At 35.3% G+C, this 19993-nt stretch carries 10 protein-coding genes; 7 read left to right on the top strand and 3 right to left on the bottom strand.

Annotation, left to right across the window (positions count from 1 at the left end; translation table 11 throughout):
* The first annotated feature begins 161 nt into the window (after positions 1-161).
* The gene (locus tag ACEE93_RS09510) at positions 162-4163 is read left to right on the top strand and encodes an SdrD B-like domain-containing protein (RefSeq protein ID WP_449156528.1); all 4002 of its coding nucleotides are present in this window, start codon (positions 162-164) and stop codon (positions 4161-4163) included.
* A 146-nt stretch (positions 4164-4309) separates the two neighbouring features.
* Positions 4310-5890 carry a poly(glycerol-phosphate) alpha-glucosyltransferase gene (locus tag ACEE93_RS09505; protein ID WP_449156527.1) on the top strand — a complete coding sequence of 527 codons (1581 nt, stop codon included), beginning with the start codon at positions 4310-4312 and terminating at the stop codon, positions 5888-5890.
* A gap of 198 nt (positions 5891-6088) precedes the next feature.
* On the opposite strand, the gene ACEE93_RS09500 is transcribed toward ACEE93_RS09505, so the two are convergent.
* Entirely contained in the window at positions 6089-7030 is a 942-nt protein-coding gene (locus ACEE93_RS09500; protein ID WP_449154368.1) for a ketopantoate reductase family protein, read from the bottom strand.
* A gap of 381 nt (positions 7031-7411) precedes the next feature.
* On the opposite strand from ACEE93_RS09500, the gene ACEE93_RS09495 reads away from it, so the two are divergent.
* The 4 genes from ACEE93_RS09495 (at position 7412) to ACEE93_RS09480 (ending at position 16834) form a co-directional block, all read left to right on the top strand.
* Positions 7412-9703 (top strand): CDP-glycerol glycerophosphotransferase family protein, encoded by a 2292-nt coding sequence (locus ACEE93_RS09495; protein WP_449154367.1) that lies wholly within the window; start codon positions 7412-7414, stop codon positions 9701-9703.
* A gap of 132 nt (positions 9704-9835) precedes the next feature.
* Positions 9836-11416 carry an acyl-CoA synthetase MbcS gene (gene mbcS / locus ACEE93_RS09490; protein WP_449154366.1) on the top strand — a complete coding sequence of 527 codons (1581 nt, stop codon included), beginning with the start codon at positions 9836-9838 and terminating at the stop codon, positions 11414-11416.
* 801 nt (positions 11417-12217) lie between these two features.
* Entirely contained in the window at positions 12218-16159 is a 3942-nt protein-coding gene (locus ACEE93_RS09485) for an SdrD B-like domain-containing protein (protein ID WP_449156526.1), read from the top strand.
* A gap of 147 nt (positions 16160-16306) precedes the next feature.
* Entirely contained in the window at positions 16307-16834 is a 528-nt protein-coding gene (locus tag ACEE93_RS09480; protein WP_449154364.1) for a YfiT family bacillithiol transferase, read from the top strand.
* Positions 16835-16941: 107 nt separating this feature from the next.
* Here ACEE93_RS09480 and ACEE93_RS09475 read toward each other — a convergent pair whose 3' ends face one another.
* A complete protein-coding gene (locus tag ACEE93_RS09475; RefSeq protein WP_449154363.1) occupies positions 16942-17568 on the bottom strand; it encodes an FMN-dependent NADH-azoreductase in 627 nt (208 codons plus the stop codon).
* Positions 17569-17873: 305 nt separating this feature from the next.
* Here ACEE93_RS09475 and ACEE93_RS09470 point away from each other — a divergent pair, with 305 nt between their 5' ends.
* On the top strand, positions 17874-18896 hold the full coding sequence (locus ACEE93_RS09470) for a M23 family metallopeptidase (RefSeq protein ID WP_449154362.1): 1023 nt from the start codon (positions 17874-17876) through the stop codon (positions 18894-18896).
* A 138-nt stretch (positions 18897-19034) separates the two neighbouring features.
* Here ACEE93_RS09470 and ACEE93_RS09465 read toward each other — a convergent pair whose 3' ends face one another.
* A complete protein-coding gene (locus ACEE93_RS09465) occupies positions 19035-19571 on the bottom strand; it encodes a DoxX family protein (RefSeq protein ID WP_449154361.1) in 537 nt (178 codons plus the stop codon).
* Positions 19572-19993: the final 422 nt, after the last annotated feature.

The raw sequence follows: 19993 nt of genomic DNA, 5'->3' as shown, positions 1-19993 counted from the left end.
AAAGTATATTATATTTATTATAGTAAATTGCAAACATAGAAGTGCATGTCGTATGAAAAAATATTATGATATAACTATAAATTATGTTGACTAATATGTAATAAATGGTAAAATTCATTTGTAGCAAAACATTGTTTTGTACTAAAAACCGAGGTGATTTTATGAGTGAAAAAAGGAAATCTAAAAATCGACGTTTAGACTTTTTGCCTAATAGACAGAATAAATATTCTATTAGAAAGTTTACAATAGGGACTGCGTCAATCTTAGTGGGGGCAACTTTGATATTTGGTGCTCATAGTGAAGAAGCTAAAGCAGCAGAAAATACAGAAGTTGATATGAAAAATGATGAAAGTAATAAAACACCAGGCGTACCAGTAGAAACAACAAATGAAGAGAAGGCGGTTGAGCCAGAAGCAACAGTAGGTGCTCCAGCAGAAGAAGTAGGAGAAGAGAAGACTGTTGAGCCAGAAGCAACAGTAGGTGCTCCAGCAGAAGAAGTAGGAGAAGAAAAGGCTGTTGAACCAGAAGCAGCAAGTGCTCCGACAGAAGAAGTAAAAGAAGAGAAGGTTGTTGAACCAGAAGCAGCAAGTGCTCCGACAGAAGAAGTAAAAGAAGAGAAGGCTGTTGAACCAGAAGCAGCAAGTGCTCCGACAGAAGAAGTAAAAGAAGAGAAGGTTGTTGAACCAGAAGCAGCAGATGCTTCAACAGAAAAAGTAAGAGAAGAGAAGGCTATTGAGACAAAAGAAGTTGCAGAAGTAGTAGATAAAAACAATGAAGAAAATAAATTAAATGAAACTAATAACTATACAGCTAGTGAAGAAAAAGTTCAACCGGCAAGTGTAAACAATGTTTTTCGTGCAGCAGGCGATAATACAACTAGTGAAGAGCCGTTGTTAGTTAATGATCAAATACAAGTTAGAGACTTTATTCTTGAGAATAGTGGTTTTGATCCAAACAATAGTGAAAATGCAAGTTTTAAAGTGGACTTTCAAGTTGATGGAATAGTTAGAGAAAATGATTATTTTACTTTTGTTTTACCTGAATATCTTACTGTGGATGGGGATATTGATTTTAAAAATTTAAACTATACGTCAAAAATCCCAGATTTAGTAAATAGTACAGGTCAAGTAGTTGCCACTGGTAGCTATAATACAGAAAGTAAAATAGGTACTTATAAATTTACAAATTTTGTAAATAATAAAGAAAACATTTCGGGAAGTTTTAATCTACCAGTCTTTACTGATCGTAAAACAGCTCAGAAGTCTGGACGTTATCCTGTACAATTTAATATAGCAGGAGAATCGTTTGAGTCGGAAGTAAATCTTGATTATTTTAGTCCAATTCAAGGTATGCCTGGACCAGATGGTGCTAATATTTCTTCGTTTATTACTGAAATTGATGTATTTTCTGGAGCGAATGAATACGAACAATCTATTTATGTTAACCCTAAGGGACATGACTTGAGTAATACAATTGTTACTTTAGAAGGGTATCACGAGGACCCAGCAGCAAGTAGTACAGTATTAAACGCTGAAAGTACTAAACTAAAAATTTATAAAGTTCTTGATAATTCTAAACTAACAGATAGTTACTATATTGACACTAATAACCCTAATTATGTTGATATTACAAATGAATTTCAAGATTTCATTAAATATAATAATAATAATACTATCAGTTTGAACTTCGGAAATATAAATGAAACATACGTTGTAACTGTGGATGGTCATTATGATGATAGTAATAATAACGTAAAAACTCGTGTATATTTAGAAAATACAGATAAATCAGGATTTAATCGTAGTTCTTTCTTCTGGGATAATGAAAATGATATTGAAAATGGTTCAGGTCAAGCTGATGGTGATAATATCCGTAGATATATGATCGGTGACTATGTGTGGGAAGACGTAGATAAAGACGGTCTACAAAATACGCACAAAGATGAAAAACCGATTAAGAATGTAACTGTTTTATTGAAAGATAAAGATGGAACAGAAATCGGAAGAACAACGACAAATGAAGTAGGTTATTATGAGTTTACAGGTTTAACGAATGGTGACTATGTGGTTGAATTTGAAACGCCAGAAGGTTATGAAGAAACACCTGTAGGAAGAGGCTTTGATGGAAGTGTTGACTCAAATGCTAGTCGAGTAAATGTTCGAATCAATAATGCAAATAATACAACAATTGACAAAGGATATTATAAACCAACATACAAATTAGAAGACTATGTATGGGAAGACGTGGATAAAGATGGTGTCCAAGGAACAGACGAGAACGAAACACCGATCGCAGGAGTAACGGTAACGTTGAAAAATGCGAACGGAGAAGTTCTTGGAACAATAATGACAGATGACAAAGGATACTACGAGTTCACAGGTTTAGAAAACGGAGACTACGTAGTAGAATTTGAAGCACCAGAAGGATACGAAGAAACACCAGTAGGTCAAGGCGAGGATGAAGGAAAAGACTCGAATGAAAAAGTAGTCAATGTGAAGATCCAAGATGCAGATAACATGACAATTGACAAAGGATACTTCAAACCAGCAGAACCAGCGCCAACATACAAACTAGGAGACTATGTATGGGAAGACGTGGATAAAGATGGTGTCCAAGGAACAGACGAGAACGAAACACCGATCGCAGGAGTAACGGTAACGTTGAAAAATGCGAACGGAGAAGTTCTTGGAACAACAATGACAGATGACAAAGGATACTACGAGTTCACAGGTTTAGAAAATGGAGACTACGTAGTAGAATTTGAAGCACCAGAAGGTTATGAAGAAACACCAGTAGGTCAAGGCGAGGATGAAGGAAAAGACTCGAATGAAAAAGTAGTCAATGTGAAGATCCAAGATGCAGATAACATGACAATTGACAAAGGATACTTCAAACCAGCAGAACCAGCGCCAACATACAAACTAGGAGACTATGTATGGGAAGACGTGGATAAAGATGGTGTCCAAGGAACAGACGAGAACGAAACACCGATCGCAGGAGTAACGGTAACGTTGAAAAATGCGAACGGAGAAGTTCTTGGAACAACAATGACAGATGACAAAGGATACTACGAGTTCACAGGTTTAGAAAATGGAGACTACGTAGTAGAATTTGAAGCACCAGAAGGTTATGAAGAAACACCAGTAGGTCAAGGCGAGGATGAAGGAAAAGACTCGAATGAAAAAGTAGTCAATGTGAAGATCCAAGATGCGGATAACATGACAATCGACAAAGGGTACTTCAAACCAGCAGAACCAGCGCCAACATACAAACTAGGAGACTATGTATGGGAAGACGTGGATAAAGATGGTGTCCAAGGAACAGATGAGAACGAAACACCGATCGCCGGAGTAAAAGTAACATTGAAAAATGCGAACGGAGAAGTTCTTGGAACAACAATGACAGATGACAAAGGATACTACGAGTTCACAGGTTTAGAAAATGGAGACTACGTAGTAGAATTTGAAGCACCAGAAGGATACGAAGAAACACCAGTACATCAAGGCGAAGATGAAGGAAAAGATTCGAATGAAAAAATAGTCAATGTGAAGATTCAAGATGAAGATAATATGACAATAGACAAAGGATATTATTTAGAAGTGGATGAATCAGATGCAGACGCGGATGCGGATGCCGATGCCGATGCAGATGCGGATGCAGACGCGGATGCCGACGCCGACGCAGATGCCGATGCGGATGCCGACGCCGACGCAGATGCGGATGCTGATGCGGATGCCGACGCCGACGCGGATGCCGATGGAGATGCTGACGCCGATGCGGATGCGGATGCGGATGCAGACGCAGATGCCGATGCCGATGCAGATGCGGATGCAGACGCTGATGCCGACGCGGATGCGGATGCCGACGCAGATGCGGATGCCGACGCAGATGCGGATGCCGACGCTGATGCCGATGCGGATGCGGATGCTGACGCTGATGCGGATGCTGACGCCGATGCAGATGCAGATGCGGATGCCGACGCAGATGCCGACGCAGATGCCGACGCGGATGCGGATGCTGACGCCGATAATGATAAACATATGGATGAACTACCAGATACTGGTGGTAACAATAATGGAGAGAATAAAACTTTACTTGGTTCATTATTTGCTGCATTAGGGCTATCTTTCTTAGTAAGACGTCGTCGCAAAGAAGATCAATAATATAGATTGATTATCATATAAAATTAGGAGAGTAATCAGACCTATCGAGGGTCTGGTTACCCTCTTTTTATACATAAAATAAATCATAAAATAGTAGGAAGGTGATTAAAATAAATATACTGGATAATTTATATAAAAATTTAAATATGCTAAAAAAACATGAAAATTTCTCACACATATTTGTTAGTCTAGGAAAGGTTAATATTAAAGCAAAAGTTAAAAGTTTTAAAAATGGTAACTATCTTAATGAAAATATTGAGAAATATATTCAACAGTTTCATCAAAAATCAGGACAGTTACCTCAATGGATAAAAATAGACATTGTTACTCAGTCGCAAACTATATTATTTAAAGATTTAATTACAATAATGGAAAATAAACGACGTAACTATATTGATTTTGGATTTTCTTTGGATAAAAGTTATAACTTTAGTTTTTTACCAGAGGAAATTAATGCAAATGCATTTTTAAAGCCAGACAAAAATAAAAAAAATGCACGTTGTTTTTCAGATTCCAATGTTACTCATTATTTAAAGAATTATAAAAAGTATCGAAAAAAATTTCGATCTGATGTATATGCTAATAAAACAGTTTTTCAATTTTGGACAAAGTCCTATTTTTTTGAAGCTGGAAAATGGATACCATTAGGAGAAGAAGGAGGTAGAAAAGGGTTACGTCATATAGATAATTTAACTACGGAAATTGATAAAATGATAGAAACTAGTACTCACTATTTAAAAAATGAAATACAACCCAATGGACAGTTTCAATATGGTTACTTTCCGCATTTTGACCGTAAAATTCAATTTTATAATATTTTACGGCATTGCTCTTCAACGTATGCCTTAACTGAAGGGTTATCTTATTTAAAGGAAGACATGTCACCTGTTCGTCGAGCTTTACAATATATCACAGATCATTCGTTGTTATTTAAAGGAGACATTGCTTATATTTATGATGATACGAAAGGTATAAATGAAATAAAATTAGGTCAAAATGCTGCTTTTATTTTTGCAGTGTGTGAGTACGTTAAATATCATCCTAATGAAGAAAAATTATTAAAAGTAGCCCAAGCTGTAGCAAAAGGGATTTTAACAATGATTAATCACAATACAATGGAAACGACACATGTTTTAAATTATCCAGATTTATCAATAAAAGAATCCTTTCGTATTATTTATTATGATGGAGAAGCGACACTTGCTTTATTAAGGTTGTATCAGATTGACCAATGTGAAGAATGGCTACATACTGTCAAATGCCTAATGGAACGATTCATTAATGAGAAATATTGGAAATATCACGATCATTGGCTTGCTTATTGTACAAACGAACTAGTTCAAATTGAACCCGAAGAACATTATTTTGAATTAGGAATACGAAATGCATCAAGTTATTTAGAATATATATATCAGCGTGAAACGACTTTCCCAACATTTTTAGAAATGTTAATGGCGACTTACCATCTTGTGCAGAAGGCTAAGCAAGAAGGGTTTAAAGAAATGATAGACGATTTAATTGACGAAGAGATGCTTATTAAAACAATTCATGAACGTGCGGATTATCAACGAACGGGATACTTCTACCCAGAATATGCTATGTATTTTAAAAATCCTAAGCGTATTTTAGGAAGTTTTTTTATCAAACACCATGGATATCGTGTACGTATTGACGATATTGAACATTATCTTTCAGGATATATTCAATATCAGAAAGTATTTAAATAATATAAATAAAGGAGGTGACGATATGACAAAAAATACAGGTAAAATTTCGGGAAAAGTAACTGAAACAATTGATAAAAAAATCAAAGGTACAGTTAAAGAATTAGATAAACAGCGTCCCAAAAAATAAATAATAAATGGTTGGTTTTGTATAGTACAAAATCAACCATTTATTATTTATATTTAATTCTCAAAAACCTACTATTTAATTGCTTTGTTTTTCATCTCTAATTGATGAATTTGATGCGTTAACATGTCATTAATTGGTGTAGGAATATTTAAATCTTTACCATATTTAGAAATTTGACCATTCAAATAATCAATTTCAGTGAGGCGACCTTTTGAATAATCTTGATGCATTGAAGGGTAATGAAGACCCTGTGCTTCTTTTGGATAAGCAGCCTCTACTTTTTGTATTAATTGATCCGTGTTCAAATGAACGTCGCGCGCTTCAGCGACTGTCACAATTTCTTGAATTAATGGCGCAATCATTGCGCGTGCTTGGGTATATGCCCCAAATTCATAAATAGTTTTATCTAAGATGGTACACAGTGGATTTAGGACACTATTTAATGTCGCTTTTGACCAAATTGTTTCAAAAACATTATCGCTGATTGTCGCATTTAAGTTGGCTTTATTAAAAGCATTTAAAATATCTGTTGCGCGTTCGTCTTTGACACCATCTGCACGTTGAAAATCGATTGTACCCGTACCTTCAAGAAGTAATTGCCCTGGACCGCGTAACCCAGCTGTCCACATTGTCACTGCTAGATAGATTTGTGATTTAGGCACAAATTGACTTAATGTTTCTTCGTGACCTAATCCGTTCATCATCGTTAACAAAACCGTATCATTAGTGATCGCTCCTGCTTGTTGAAGTTCCGATAACATCGTCGTTGCGTCCATCGATTTAGTTAGTACGATAATTAAATCAAATGTATCGGATACCTCTTGCGGTGACGTTGCTGGTATATCGACCGTATAGGTTTCGTCCTCCGTCTGAATTTCTACGCCATTCGTATTAATAGCGTCAAGATGCGCTTGCCATCGGTCAATTAAAGTCACCTCATATCCTGCTTGGTGTAAAGCAACACCAACTCTACCTCCCATTGCACCTGCACCCGCAATTGCGATTGTTTTCATATTCCCCACTCCCTTTGAAAATTTCATAAAAGCCATCGTTAGTTGAATTTAATCTATGGCACTAATACTACATATTAAATTCTGAATATTGTTAATTATTCTAACTTTTATAAACTAGGTTGTCAACGTCACGAAAATAATGATGGAGAGAGGGGGATGATTTATGAGAAATTTTTTATAAATGTGATAGTTATAAAAATATAAATGGAATAAGAAGTATTAATTTTTTACTGTATTTGTAACTTAAAAACTATTGACTAAAGCTTTTTGAGTGGTATATTTAAAAATAGTATTAAACATAATGTAATGTATAAAATAAAAATAATGTTCAAAAATAATCGTCTGATGGATATTGAATGATGTTGGAAGGATGTATTCGGTGTGAGAGTTAATATTCTAGGATTTAATATATTCGCAAAAGGTGGCACCTCAAGAAGTAATATTAATTTAATTAAAAGTATGCTAGCAGAAGGGCACGAAGTTGTGTATTTCAATTATCAACCCTTTAATGAAGATGACATTGTTAAATTCATGGTTCATGAAAATATTATCAATGATAAGTTTACTGTATGTCCCTTTGATAATGAGAAAGCCTTATCAAAAGGTGATTATGCCATCATTACACGGGAATCTTTTTTTAAATACGCACAAAATATCAAACATTTTAATAAAACAATCACAGTGGTAGGCGAAATTCATGGGCCTTTAACCTACTTACCAACTGATTTTGAGAAAGAGCTTAAATGGATTGATGCGATACGTGTGAGTACACCAGCGATCAAAAAGACATTTGAAGAACAATATAACGTAGAAAATGTTTTCTCAATGTATGTGAATGCAGAACATATTCATATGTCAGATAAGCCGTCAAATACACGACGCAATATTTTAATCAAATCACGGTTTGAGGATAATATTAAAGATATTTCTTATGCGATTCGTTTGATGAACTATATTGTACAAAATTATCAAGACTTGGATGTGCAGTTATACATAGAAGGCTATGGCCCCTCAAGTATGATGTATCAAAATTTGGTACGTTATTATCAATTGGAAAACAATGTACATATCAATCAAAAACATCCACAAAACTATATTTATATGTCCACCTCTCCATATGAGACATTAGGATATTCGATACTTGAAGCGATTGGAGAAGGAAATCAAGCATTAATATATAGAGGCGATGACCATGTCATGGAAGAAATATATAGTACGTTGAATGGTGTCGCGTTTTTAACGAAAGATTTAGTAGAAGATGCCCAAACCCTGATTCATTGCCTTGATCATAAGTATACACGTGAGATGAGGGCTGAAGACATAGAATTATTACACACATCATTTCTGATGCCGCACTATGCTACAGTATTTTTGGCTAAAGTAGATGAGTGTGTGATGACTCATAAAGGTAAATCGAAAGTGAGACGGGTAAGAAAGCGTAAAAATTTAGATAAAGTTGATGGTTATTATCTATTTTATGAGAAGTTAAAAGAAAAATTCATATTTCGTCAATTGTTGAAAAATAAAGCGGTTAAAAAACTTCTTAAACGTATGTATCATAAAGTATTAACTCAAAAAGTCGAAGTGGATGATAAAACTGTATTTATCGAATCCTTTCATGGTAGTAATTTTAGTGGAGATCCTAAATATATTGCGTTAGCTATAAAAGAGTATCTACCTGATATGACGATATTTGTAAGTTCAAAAAATTCCTTAGTTGATATGGAAATACGTCATTTTGGTTTGATACCTGTACGTTTTGGAAGTCCTCAATATATGGAAGCTTTTAAAATGTCTAAATATATATTTGTGAATGGCAATACATGGGATAAAGTAGGCAAACATCCTGAACAAATCATTGTCCAAACATGGCATGGCTTTCCGTTAAAGAAAATGGTAGGCACATTAAATGATGTAAAAGAACGAGAAAAACAACTCAATGTATTTTTACCTAGAATGATGAAATGGGATTATATACTTACATCCTCTAAAATGAATAAAATGCTTTTAAAGTCAGCTTTTAAAATGGATAAAAATCAAAAATTAGCATGCTTATCGAGTGGGGCACCAAGAAATAGTTACCTTATTACTCATAATACTTCAACAGAACGTTTGAAAATACAGCTTAAATATTTTAATAAGTGTGATGAAACGATTCGTTACATATTATTCTGTCCGACTTGGAGAACTAATAAGCGTAAAAGTGTTTCTAACATAGATTTGAAAAAGTTAATGGCTTATTTACCAGAAAATATTCATGTTATCGTCAAACTCCACCCTAACGAAAGCTACTTAAGAACGAAATATAATCACTTAGACGAAAGAATTCATAGCTTTTATAATGAACTCGTGGATATACAAGAGTTATATATCATTTCAGATTGGATGATTACCGATTACTCTTCAACAATATTTGATTATGCGCATTTGAATAGACCGATCTTTCTATTGACGGAAGATGATGAAACATATAATGAAAGTATTGGCTTTAACTTTGATATTCATCAATTAGGTCATTTTCCTGTTGCGCCTAAAAATGAAGCAACCTTAGCGAAACAAATTTTAATGATTCAAGAGATTGATTACACTAATGTGATTCAAAGATTGATGAATTTTGATCGCAAAGATAGCGATAAAGTCGTTATGGACCATGTTATTACGGATGCACAATAAACAAAATGAAATGATGTCATTATTTAATCGGTGTGTAATTATACATTGTGCATAGGGTTTTTCCTTTTCAACTTTTGACATGCTTTGCTATCATTGTTACATGGTGAGCTGAGTTGAAAGGAAGTTTAAGGGATGAAAAAAACAGATCTACTAGCACCTGAGACATACAATATTATTTCAGAAGTTGAAAAACATGCAGAGTCTGCTGACAAGAAAGCGTTAATTTTTAGAAATGATGAAGGCGACGTCACAACAGTTACGTATCAAGACTTAGTGCGACGTGCGAATCGTGTAGGTCATGTCCTTCAAAATCATGGTTTGAAAATGGGCGACCGTGTTCTAATTATGATGCAGCGTTCAATTGAAACTTACGAGACATACATAGCTGCTTTGAAATTAGGATTAACGATTATTCCAAGTTCAGAGATGCTTCGAACAAAAGATTTACAATACCGTATTACACACGGCGAAGTAGATGCAGTGATTACACTACCTCAATATATTGACGAATTTGAAGGTGTCAAAGAATATCAAACGCTCACAAAATTATTAGTTACAGGTACTGCACCTGATTGGATTTCAATTGAAACTGAGAAAAAAGAACAAAGAGAAGAACTGGAGATCGTCGAAACGCCACGTGACCATTTAGCAATTTTATCGTATACATCTGGTACAACAGGTAATCCAAAAGCGGTCATGCATTCCCATGGTTGGGGATATGCGCATATGCAAATGGCTCCTAAACATTGGCTGGGTATTAAAGAAGACGATATTGTATGGGCCACAGCTGCGCCTGGTTGGCAAAAATGGGTATGGAGTCCATTTTTATCAATAATGGGATCTGGTGCGACAGCTTTTGTATTTAATGGTCGTTTCAATCCAACATTGTATTTAGAGCTATTACAAGACTTCAAAATTAATGTATTGTGTTGTACACCAACAGAATACCGTATGATGTCCAAACTTCAAAATTTAGAGGAATATGATTTATCTCATTTACACAGTGCTGTTTCTGCTGGGGAACCACTTAACAGAGATGTCGTTGAGAAGTTCCAACGTCATTTTGATCTTACTGTGCGAGATGGTTATGGCCAAACTGAAAGTACATTATTAATCGGTTTCCTAAAAGAGACACCATCACGTATCGGCTCAATGGGTAAAGCCATCCCAGGTAGTGGCGTAACGATTGTAGATGATGATGGAGAAGAAGTTGCTGTGAATACGAAAGGTAATATTGCAGTGCCCGTAGACTTACCTGCACTATTTAAAGGCTATTTAAAAGATGAAGAACGAACAGAACAAGCTAAAGTGAATGGCTATTTCTTAACAGGCGATTTAGCCCATCAAGATGAAGATGGTTATTTCTGGTTTGAGGGACGTAATGACGATATTATCATCAGCTCAGGCTATACAATTGGACCATTTGAAGTAGAAGATTCATTGACGAACCATGAAGCGGTCAAAGAATGTGCGGTTGTAGCAAGTCCACATCCTGACCGTGGTAATATTGTGAAAGCGTTCGTTATTTTACAAGATGGTTATGAAGGCAATGAAGATCTAGTTAAAGATTTACAACGATTTGTTAAAAGTGATGTGGCACCGTATAAATATCCACGTGCCATCGAATTTGTAGAAGATTTACCAAAAACTAATTCAGGTAAAATTCGTCGTGTTGAATTACGTGAATTAGAACAACAACGACATAATCAATAAATAAATTAAGGGATTGAGACAAAAGTGTTTAGGATACTGTTAATTAGTTTCTAGCGTATTAATACTTTATGTCTCAATCTTTTTTATTGAGGGAGGACCAATACTATTGAAAACAAAATGTAGTTTTAAAACATTTATGTTTAGGCGCATTAGCTACCCAGGCACACTAACTTTAAATAATGGTCATTTAAACTTTGAATCTGAAAGTGTTTATGGTGGCGAGGTAATAATAGAACGTTTATCTATAAATAATATTAGAGAGGTTAAATTAAAAAATAGATGCTTCAACAAATCGCTTTGTATTTTATATGATAATGAGTGGTATATTTTTCACAAGTTTCAAGATGAAAATTACATAGAAATGGTAAAATGTTTAAAAAACTATAAGTATAAAAAGTAATAACATACTATTTATTAGATATTAAAGCCAATCTGTGTTCTTATACTAGGAGAATTTATAATAATTTTAATGACCTTAAATTAAACCCTGGATGCTTTCAAACATCTAGGGTTATTTATATGGATATAAAGCTTAAAGCTTATAATACTGCGCTAAACCCCCTTTATAGACTGTGAGTTAAAAGATTAAGTAGACGTATTTATTAGAGTAGAATAGATATTATTCTACTTGGGATATAGCTAGTTTTTATACTATCTAATTATAAAAGTTATTCTATTTTATTCTAAAAAGGGTTATCTATTTTATATTTGGGTAAATAAAAATTTTTAGTACCAATATTTACAGGAATGTTATATAATCATATTCCATTTAATTTTTTATATTAAAAGCGTAGGGTTTTTATGAAAGGAAAGTTAGATTTTATACCAAACAAATTAAACAAATATTCTATTAGACGCTTTAGTGTGGGAACAGCATCTATTTTAGTAGGGGCAACGTTACTATTTGGAGCTGCTCACGAAGCAAAAGCGGAAGAAACGACAAAAACGAGTGAATTAAGCAGTGGTGAAGCAACTACACCAGAAGATCCGTCAACTAATACTCAATCACCACAAAATGAAACAATTGATGCACCAGCTGAAGCACAAGCGGTGAATACAAATCAAACAGAAGAAAGTACAGATAATGTACAACCACAACCTGAAGGAACTGTAGACCAAGAGAAAGACGTATCTAATGAAAAACAAGAGACATTAACTCCAGAAACAGCTTCAGAAACAAGTAGTCAAGATGTAGAAATGAAACAAGAAGATCCATCTTCTGCCGAAACACAACCGGCATCTACACCTCAAAAAGATGAGCAATCATCTGGTCAAGAAATACCGGAAGCATCTTCTCCTCAAGAAAATTCGGAAGAGACTACCATTTTAGAGGATCCAAACCAACCAAAAACAGATGAAATTTTAAAACAAAACACAGAAAATGACGGTACTACACAAAAAGAAACACAAACTGCAACAACACAACCACAAACAGACAAGAATGGATCAGCTGAAGCAACGAATGATGTAAAGCCACAAAATAATGAGACAACTTTACAACAAAAGACGGAAACTGACGGTACTGAGGAAACAAAAGCATCAATGCCTGCACCACTTGAAATGAATACAGATGATGCGAACGCACCAACAGGTGAAAAAGACACAACGGCAACTGATGCCAATGCAACAACTGATGAAGCAGATACAACTGATGTAAACTCACAAAATAATACATCCTTATTTGCTGCAGCACCACAAGATGCAACAGCAGCGGATGATACATCAGCGCCAGATTCACAAGTTCGCGACGCAAATGAACCAACTGGAGCATTAGTAAATGATAAAGTGGAATTTAAGAATTTTGCGTTAAATAACGACGGTTTTAACCCTAATAACAGTGGTAATACACGTTTATCTTCAGAATTCCAAGTACAAGGTACAGTCCGTGAAGGCGATTATTTCACATTTATGTTACCTGAAAATTTAACGGGTGATGGCGATGTTGATTATTCTAATGTGAATAACACAATGGTATTACCTGATTTACTTAATGGTTCTGGACAAGTTGTAGCGACAGGTGATTACAATACAGAAAATAAAACAGGTACTTATGTGTTCACAGATTATGTAAACGATAAAGACAATGTCAGTGGTCGTTTTGATTTATCATTATTTACAGATCGTAAAAATACACCTAATAGTGGCACATATCCAGTAGAATTTGATTTAGCAGGTGAAAAATTTAACGCAGATCTTAACATCGATTACGGAAATCCTGCACAAGGTGATGATGGTTTTGATGGTGCAAATGTTACTTCATTCATCACAGATATTGATTTAGATTCTGGTAAAAATGAATATAAACAAACGATTTATGTTAACCCTAAAGGTAATGAATTATATGACTCTACAGTAACATTATTAGGTCATCATGGAGACCCTACAACAAGTAGTACATTAGTAGATTCTGATAATACAAACCTTAGAATTTATGAAGTACAAGATAATTCGAAATTAACAGATAGCTATTATGTTGATCCAAATGATTCAAATTATGTTGATGTTACGAATGATTTCACAAACTGGATCAATGATAATGGTAATAACTCAATGACAATTGATTTTGGTAACATTAATAAATCATATGTTGTATTAGTTGATGGTCATTATGATAATAGTGGTAAAAATGTTCAAACACGAGTGTTTGAAGAGAACTATAGAGAAAACGGTGACTACACTTCATATTACTGGGACAATGAAAACTTCTTAGAACAAGGTTCAGGTTCAGCAGATGGTGACAATCGTCCTAAATACAAATTAGGTGACTATGTATGGGAAGATGTCGATCAAGATGGTATTCAAGGATCAGATGAGCGTGAACAACCACTCTCAGGTGTAAACGTGACATTAAAAAATGCAAATGGTGAATTTATCAGTTCAACTCAAACAGATGAAGAAGGTCGCTATGTATTTGAAGACTTAGACAACGGAGATTATATTGTTGAATTTGAAACACCAGAAGGCTACGAAGAAACACCAGTAGGTCGAGGTACTGATGGCAGTGTAGACTCTAACGCAAAACAAGTCACTGTAAGCATTCAAGATGCTGACGATATGACAATTGACAAAGGTTTCTATAAACCTACACCAGAAGCAGCGCCTACATATAAATTAGGTGACTATGTATGGGAAGATGTCGATCAAGATGGTATTCAAGGTACAGATGAAAAAGAACAGCCACTCTCAGGTGTCACTGTGACATTAAAAAATAATAATGGCGAAGTAATTGGCACGACAACTACAAATGAAGAAGGCCACTATGAATTTACTGGTTTAGCGAATGGAGACTATACAGTAGAATTCGAAACACCAGAGGGCTACGAAGAAACGCCAACAGGCCAAGGTACTGACGAAGGTAAAGACTCAAACGAAAAAGTTGTTAATGTTACTATTCAAGATGCTGATAACATGACAATCGATAAAGGCTTCCACAAACCAACATACAAATTAGGCGACTACGTATGGGAAGACGTTGACCAAGACGGTATCCAAGGTACAGATGATAACGAAAAACCAATTCCAGGTGTAACAGTAACATTAAAAGATGCGAATGGCGTACCTGTTAATAAAACAACAACAGATGATAAAGGCTATTATGAATTCACAGGTTTAACGAATGGAGACTACACAGTAGAGTTCGAAACACCAGAAGGCTATGAAGAAACACCAACAGGTCAAGGTACTGACAAAGGTAAAGACTCAAACGAAAAAGTGGTTAACGTTACAATTAATGGTAAAGACGACGTAACAATCGATAAAGGCTTCTATAAACCAACATACAAATTAGGTGACTATGTATGGGAAGACGTTGACCAAGATGGTATCCAAGGTACAGATGATAATGAAAAACCAATGTCAGGTGTTACTGTGACATTGAAAAATAATAACGGTGAAGTCATCGGTACAACAACAACAGATGACAAAGGTTATTATGAATTCACAGGCTTAGAAAACGGAGACTACACAGTAGAATTCGACACACCAGAAGGTTATCAAGAAACACCAACAGGTCAAGGTACTGACGAAGGTAAAGACTCAAACGAAAAAGTGGTTAATGTTACTATTCAAGATGCTGATAACATGACAATCGATAAAGGCTTCTTCAAAGAAGAACCAACAACGCCAGAAGAACCAGGTACGCCGGATGAGCCAAATACACCACCGACAACACCAGAAGAGCCAGGTACACCGGATGAACCGAACACACCACCGACAACACCAGAAGAACCAGGTACACCGGATGAGCCGAATACACCACCGACAACACCAGAAGAGCCAGGTACACCGGATGATCCAAATACACCACCAACAACACCAGAAGAGCCAGGTACACCGGATGAGCCGAATACACCACCAACAACACCAGAAGAACCAGGTACACCGGATGAGCCAAACACACCACCGACAACACCAGAAGAACCAGGCACACCGGATGAACCAAATACACCACCGACAACGCCAGAAGAACCAGGTACACCGGATGAGCCGAATACACCATCAACAACACCAGAAGAACCAGGTACACCAGGTGATCCAAATACACCAGTAACAACTTCAGGTGAACCAAATCAACCAGGTGTTGAAGGTCAAACACCATCAACAGATGAATCAGGTGACAAAGAAGACGCTTTACCTGAAACAGGTAGCGATAGTACTAGCAAAAATACAACACTATTTGGTGCGTTATTTGCTGGTTTAGGTTCATTACTATTATTTGGTAGAAGAAAACGTAGAAAAGAATAATTCGTTTTAGATTTAGAGCAGGACAGAAATCAATGGATTTCAAGGTCCTGCTCTTTTTTAATGAATAGATAAAGCGAAAAGTGCATAGGGTTTGAGCGATTAGCAAAACGTGAATAATTGATATAAAAGACAAAGGAGGCGTCACAAATGGATGTAAGATTTCCAATAGGTCAATTACAAGTACCAGACAATATTACTACTACTGAAATATCACAATGGTTAGAAGAGATTAACAATTATGCTGATCAGTTAAAACAAGGCGTATCTCATTTGAATGAACATGAATTGCAACAAACTTATCGCGAAGGAGCATGGACAGTGCGACAACTTGTTCATCACATTGCAGATTCACAAATTAATATGTATCAACGATTGAAATTAGCATTAACGGATGATGGTGTGACTGTTCCGGAATTCAATCAGGAATTGTGGGTCGACTTACCTGATAATGAAGCGCCAATTGAGGAATCTATTCATTTATTAGCAGCACTCAATGCACGTATTGTCGCTTTAGGTCGAGGATTGACTGAAAAAGATTTAACCAAATCTTTCAAATTACAAGGTACAGATGTGGTCACAGTAGGAGAGACGATAGCTAAATTGTCATGGCATGAAAAACATCATTTGGCACATATCCAAATAGCATTGGATAAACAAGTTACTGTGGAACAATAATAAGGAAGAAAAAAGGTTCAATCCTTTCTTATCATTCATAAATGAGCAATAAAAAAAGCGAAATGGGCACATTTGAGTTGAACCCATTTCGCTTTAATTGATTTATTTTAGAATTCTTGGCCGACTTTAGCAGCTTCTTCAACTGCATTTTGTTTAATTTCTTCTGCTTTTTCAGGGTTAGCGTTGTGACCTTCAACGATAACTGAATTGTAATCTGTGATGCCATAGAAACCTAAGATTGATTTTAAGAATGCATCGCCATGTTCTAATTCAGCAGTAGGGCCTTCGCTGTAATATCCGCCACGTGCTTGGATATGAAGGGCTTTTTTATCACCTAATAAGCCAACTGGACCTTCTGCAGTATATTTGAATGTTTTACCCGCAACAGATACTGCGTCGATGAATGCTTTTAATACTGGAGGGAAAGCTAAGTTCCACATTGGCGTAACGAATACGTATTTATCTGCATCAACGAATTGTTCTACAAGTTCATTTAAACGGTTTACTTTTTTGCTTTCTTCTTCTGTTAATTCTTCACCGTTACCTAATTTGCCCCAGCCAGAGAATACTTCAGCATCGATTTGAGGGATATATTCTTTAAATAAGTCGATGTGAACGACTTCATCTTCAGGGTTTGTTTCTTTGTATGAATCTAAAAATGATTTACCAGCAGCCATAGAAGCTGATACTAATTCATCTAGAGGGTGAGCTGTAATATAAAGTAATTTTGCCATCTTAAAAATTCCTTTCTTTGCTTTTGTTTAATTTCTTAACGGTACCTATTATAACAAGTATACTAATTATATCAACGAAAAAGTTCGAATTCGTACTAAAATACTCCAAATGGCCGATAATCTATATTCAGAAAATTAAAAACTAGATAACATTTCAAATTAAGTTGTGATATTGATAAACGTTTACGAAGTTTACAGAGATATTACAAAAAAGGGTTAAGTTATTTACATAAGAACTTTCAGCGGATAAATATGCTAGAATTTGTTTAGTTAATATTGCAATACATTTTGGGAGGACTTATTTTATGAAAAAGCTTACAACAGCTACAATCGCTACTTTTGGTTTAGTTACTGCTGGTATTGCTATTCAAGGTGAAGCAGATGCTGCAGAACAACCGCAAATGATTACATCTTACAACACAACTTACTCAGAAATGTCACACGATTACGTTACTATAGATAATTTAGGCAACCGTCACCACACTTTAGATGGTAACTGGACGCCAGCAATGTTCGAAAATCAAGAATATACAACTTCATATGTTGATGAAGCAGGCTATACACACTACATCTACTATTCAACAGATAACGATTATTCACATAATCAATCTCATGAATCAATCCAAGAAAATGGATACCAAGGTTATGTAGGTTCAGCGGCTACTGTTAACAATGTAGAGGCTTCAGACAACACAATAACTTACAACATGAATACAAACAGTGACGCAAATTGGTCAGCAAATAATACAGATCAAACAGGTTATGCGTATCAAGGTGGTTCAAACTACTACAATGAGTCAACATCAGCAACTCAATCAACACAAGCGACTCAAGCACCATCAGCAACACAAGCACCAACTGTATCAGCACCAACAGAAGCTTCAACAACTAACAACGCATCAAGCGAAGTTCAATCTGCACAAGGTCAATCAACAGGTTCAGCAGGTTGGTTAAACAAATACCCTCAATGGCAACCATTCGGTCAATATCATGGCGGTGGCGCACACTACGGTGTTGACTACGGTATGCCAGTAGGTACACCAGTTTACTCTTTCACAAACGGTAAAGTATTAGATAGTGGTTGGAGTAATTATGGTGGCGGTAACCAAATTACAATCCAAGAAGCAGGTACTAACAACTATCAATGGTACATGCACTTAAGCCAATTAAATGTAAGAAAAGGTGACACAGTTACTGAAGGTCAACAAATTGGTTTATCTGGTAGCACAGGTAATTCAACAGGCCCTCACTTACACTTCCAACGTATGTCTGGTGGCGTAGGTAACCAATATGCTGTAGACCCAACAGGTTATTTAGCATCAAAATAAGCAATTCATTAAAGCTATGGAGTTAGGCTCCATAGCTTTTTAATGATATATACTCAAAATTAAAACCTCGAGGGAGGTGAGGTAACAATTTTAGATGTTTGTTATCTTACAACCACTCGAGGTTATTTTTTATATTATTTAAAATTTTTCGATTTTGGTATCTTCAAATTTTGAAAGTTTAGGGTAATAGTTGAAGAATTGGAATATTTTAACAGATAAAAGAGATTTCATAAAGTAATCGATACCAATTTTTCCGCTATTATAACCACCCATGAAAATGAAAATTGCGATTAAAATGTAAAGTGGGTTTACAGAAACTGTTCCTGCAAATAAGAACATAAAGTTTAATCCTAATCCAATAAATGCACCAATTGTTGTAAATAAACCAAGAATTAATGTAATACCTGCTACTACTTCTAGTACTGGAACAAGAATATTAATTAAAGGTGTCATCGGTAAAACAATTGTATCTAAAAACCAAGTGAAAATCGGATACTGTACTCCAGTCTCAGACATTACCGGATTTTCAATTGCATTTTGTAAGTAACCTCCCGCATCGAAACCGCCGCTCATAAACTTACCAATTCCAGATTTTAACCATCCGAATCCCAAGTATAAGCGTAATAATAAGAGAATAACGTTCGCAATTTTGCTTTGTTGTAACCATTTAACCATAATATAGGCCTCCCAATATATTTATCTAACCTCTATAATGAGTATATTTATTATATTTCCTTACATGCTTATTATACTAACTTGTGAATTAAATCACAATACTATTTGGTAAATGTCACAAGATGGACACAATTATATTACGCTCCACAGTGTGTAGATAAATCTTACTTAATATAAAACTAAGAGTGGTCATAGAATATGTAGTGTATGTATAATTTATACACCTATTTAGAGTAGGGAAATAATACATTAAAAGCGTAATAAAGTGTTAGATAAAATATCGAATAAAATAAAAAGGTTAAAAGGTTTTGTGGCGAAAAATGAAGGATAAATAAGTTAATATAAAAAGGTTAACCCTTGATGTGCGTGTCTTTTTCATGGATACAAAAAATTACCATATACACGCTTTTATTCATAATAAA

The sequence above is a fragment of the Staphylococcus sp. 11262D007BW genome (assembly GCF_053547815.1).
This window is presented reverse-complemented; position numbering and strand designations above follow the sequence as displayed.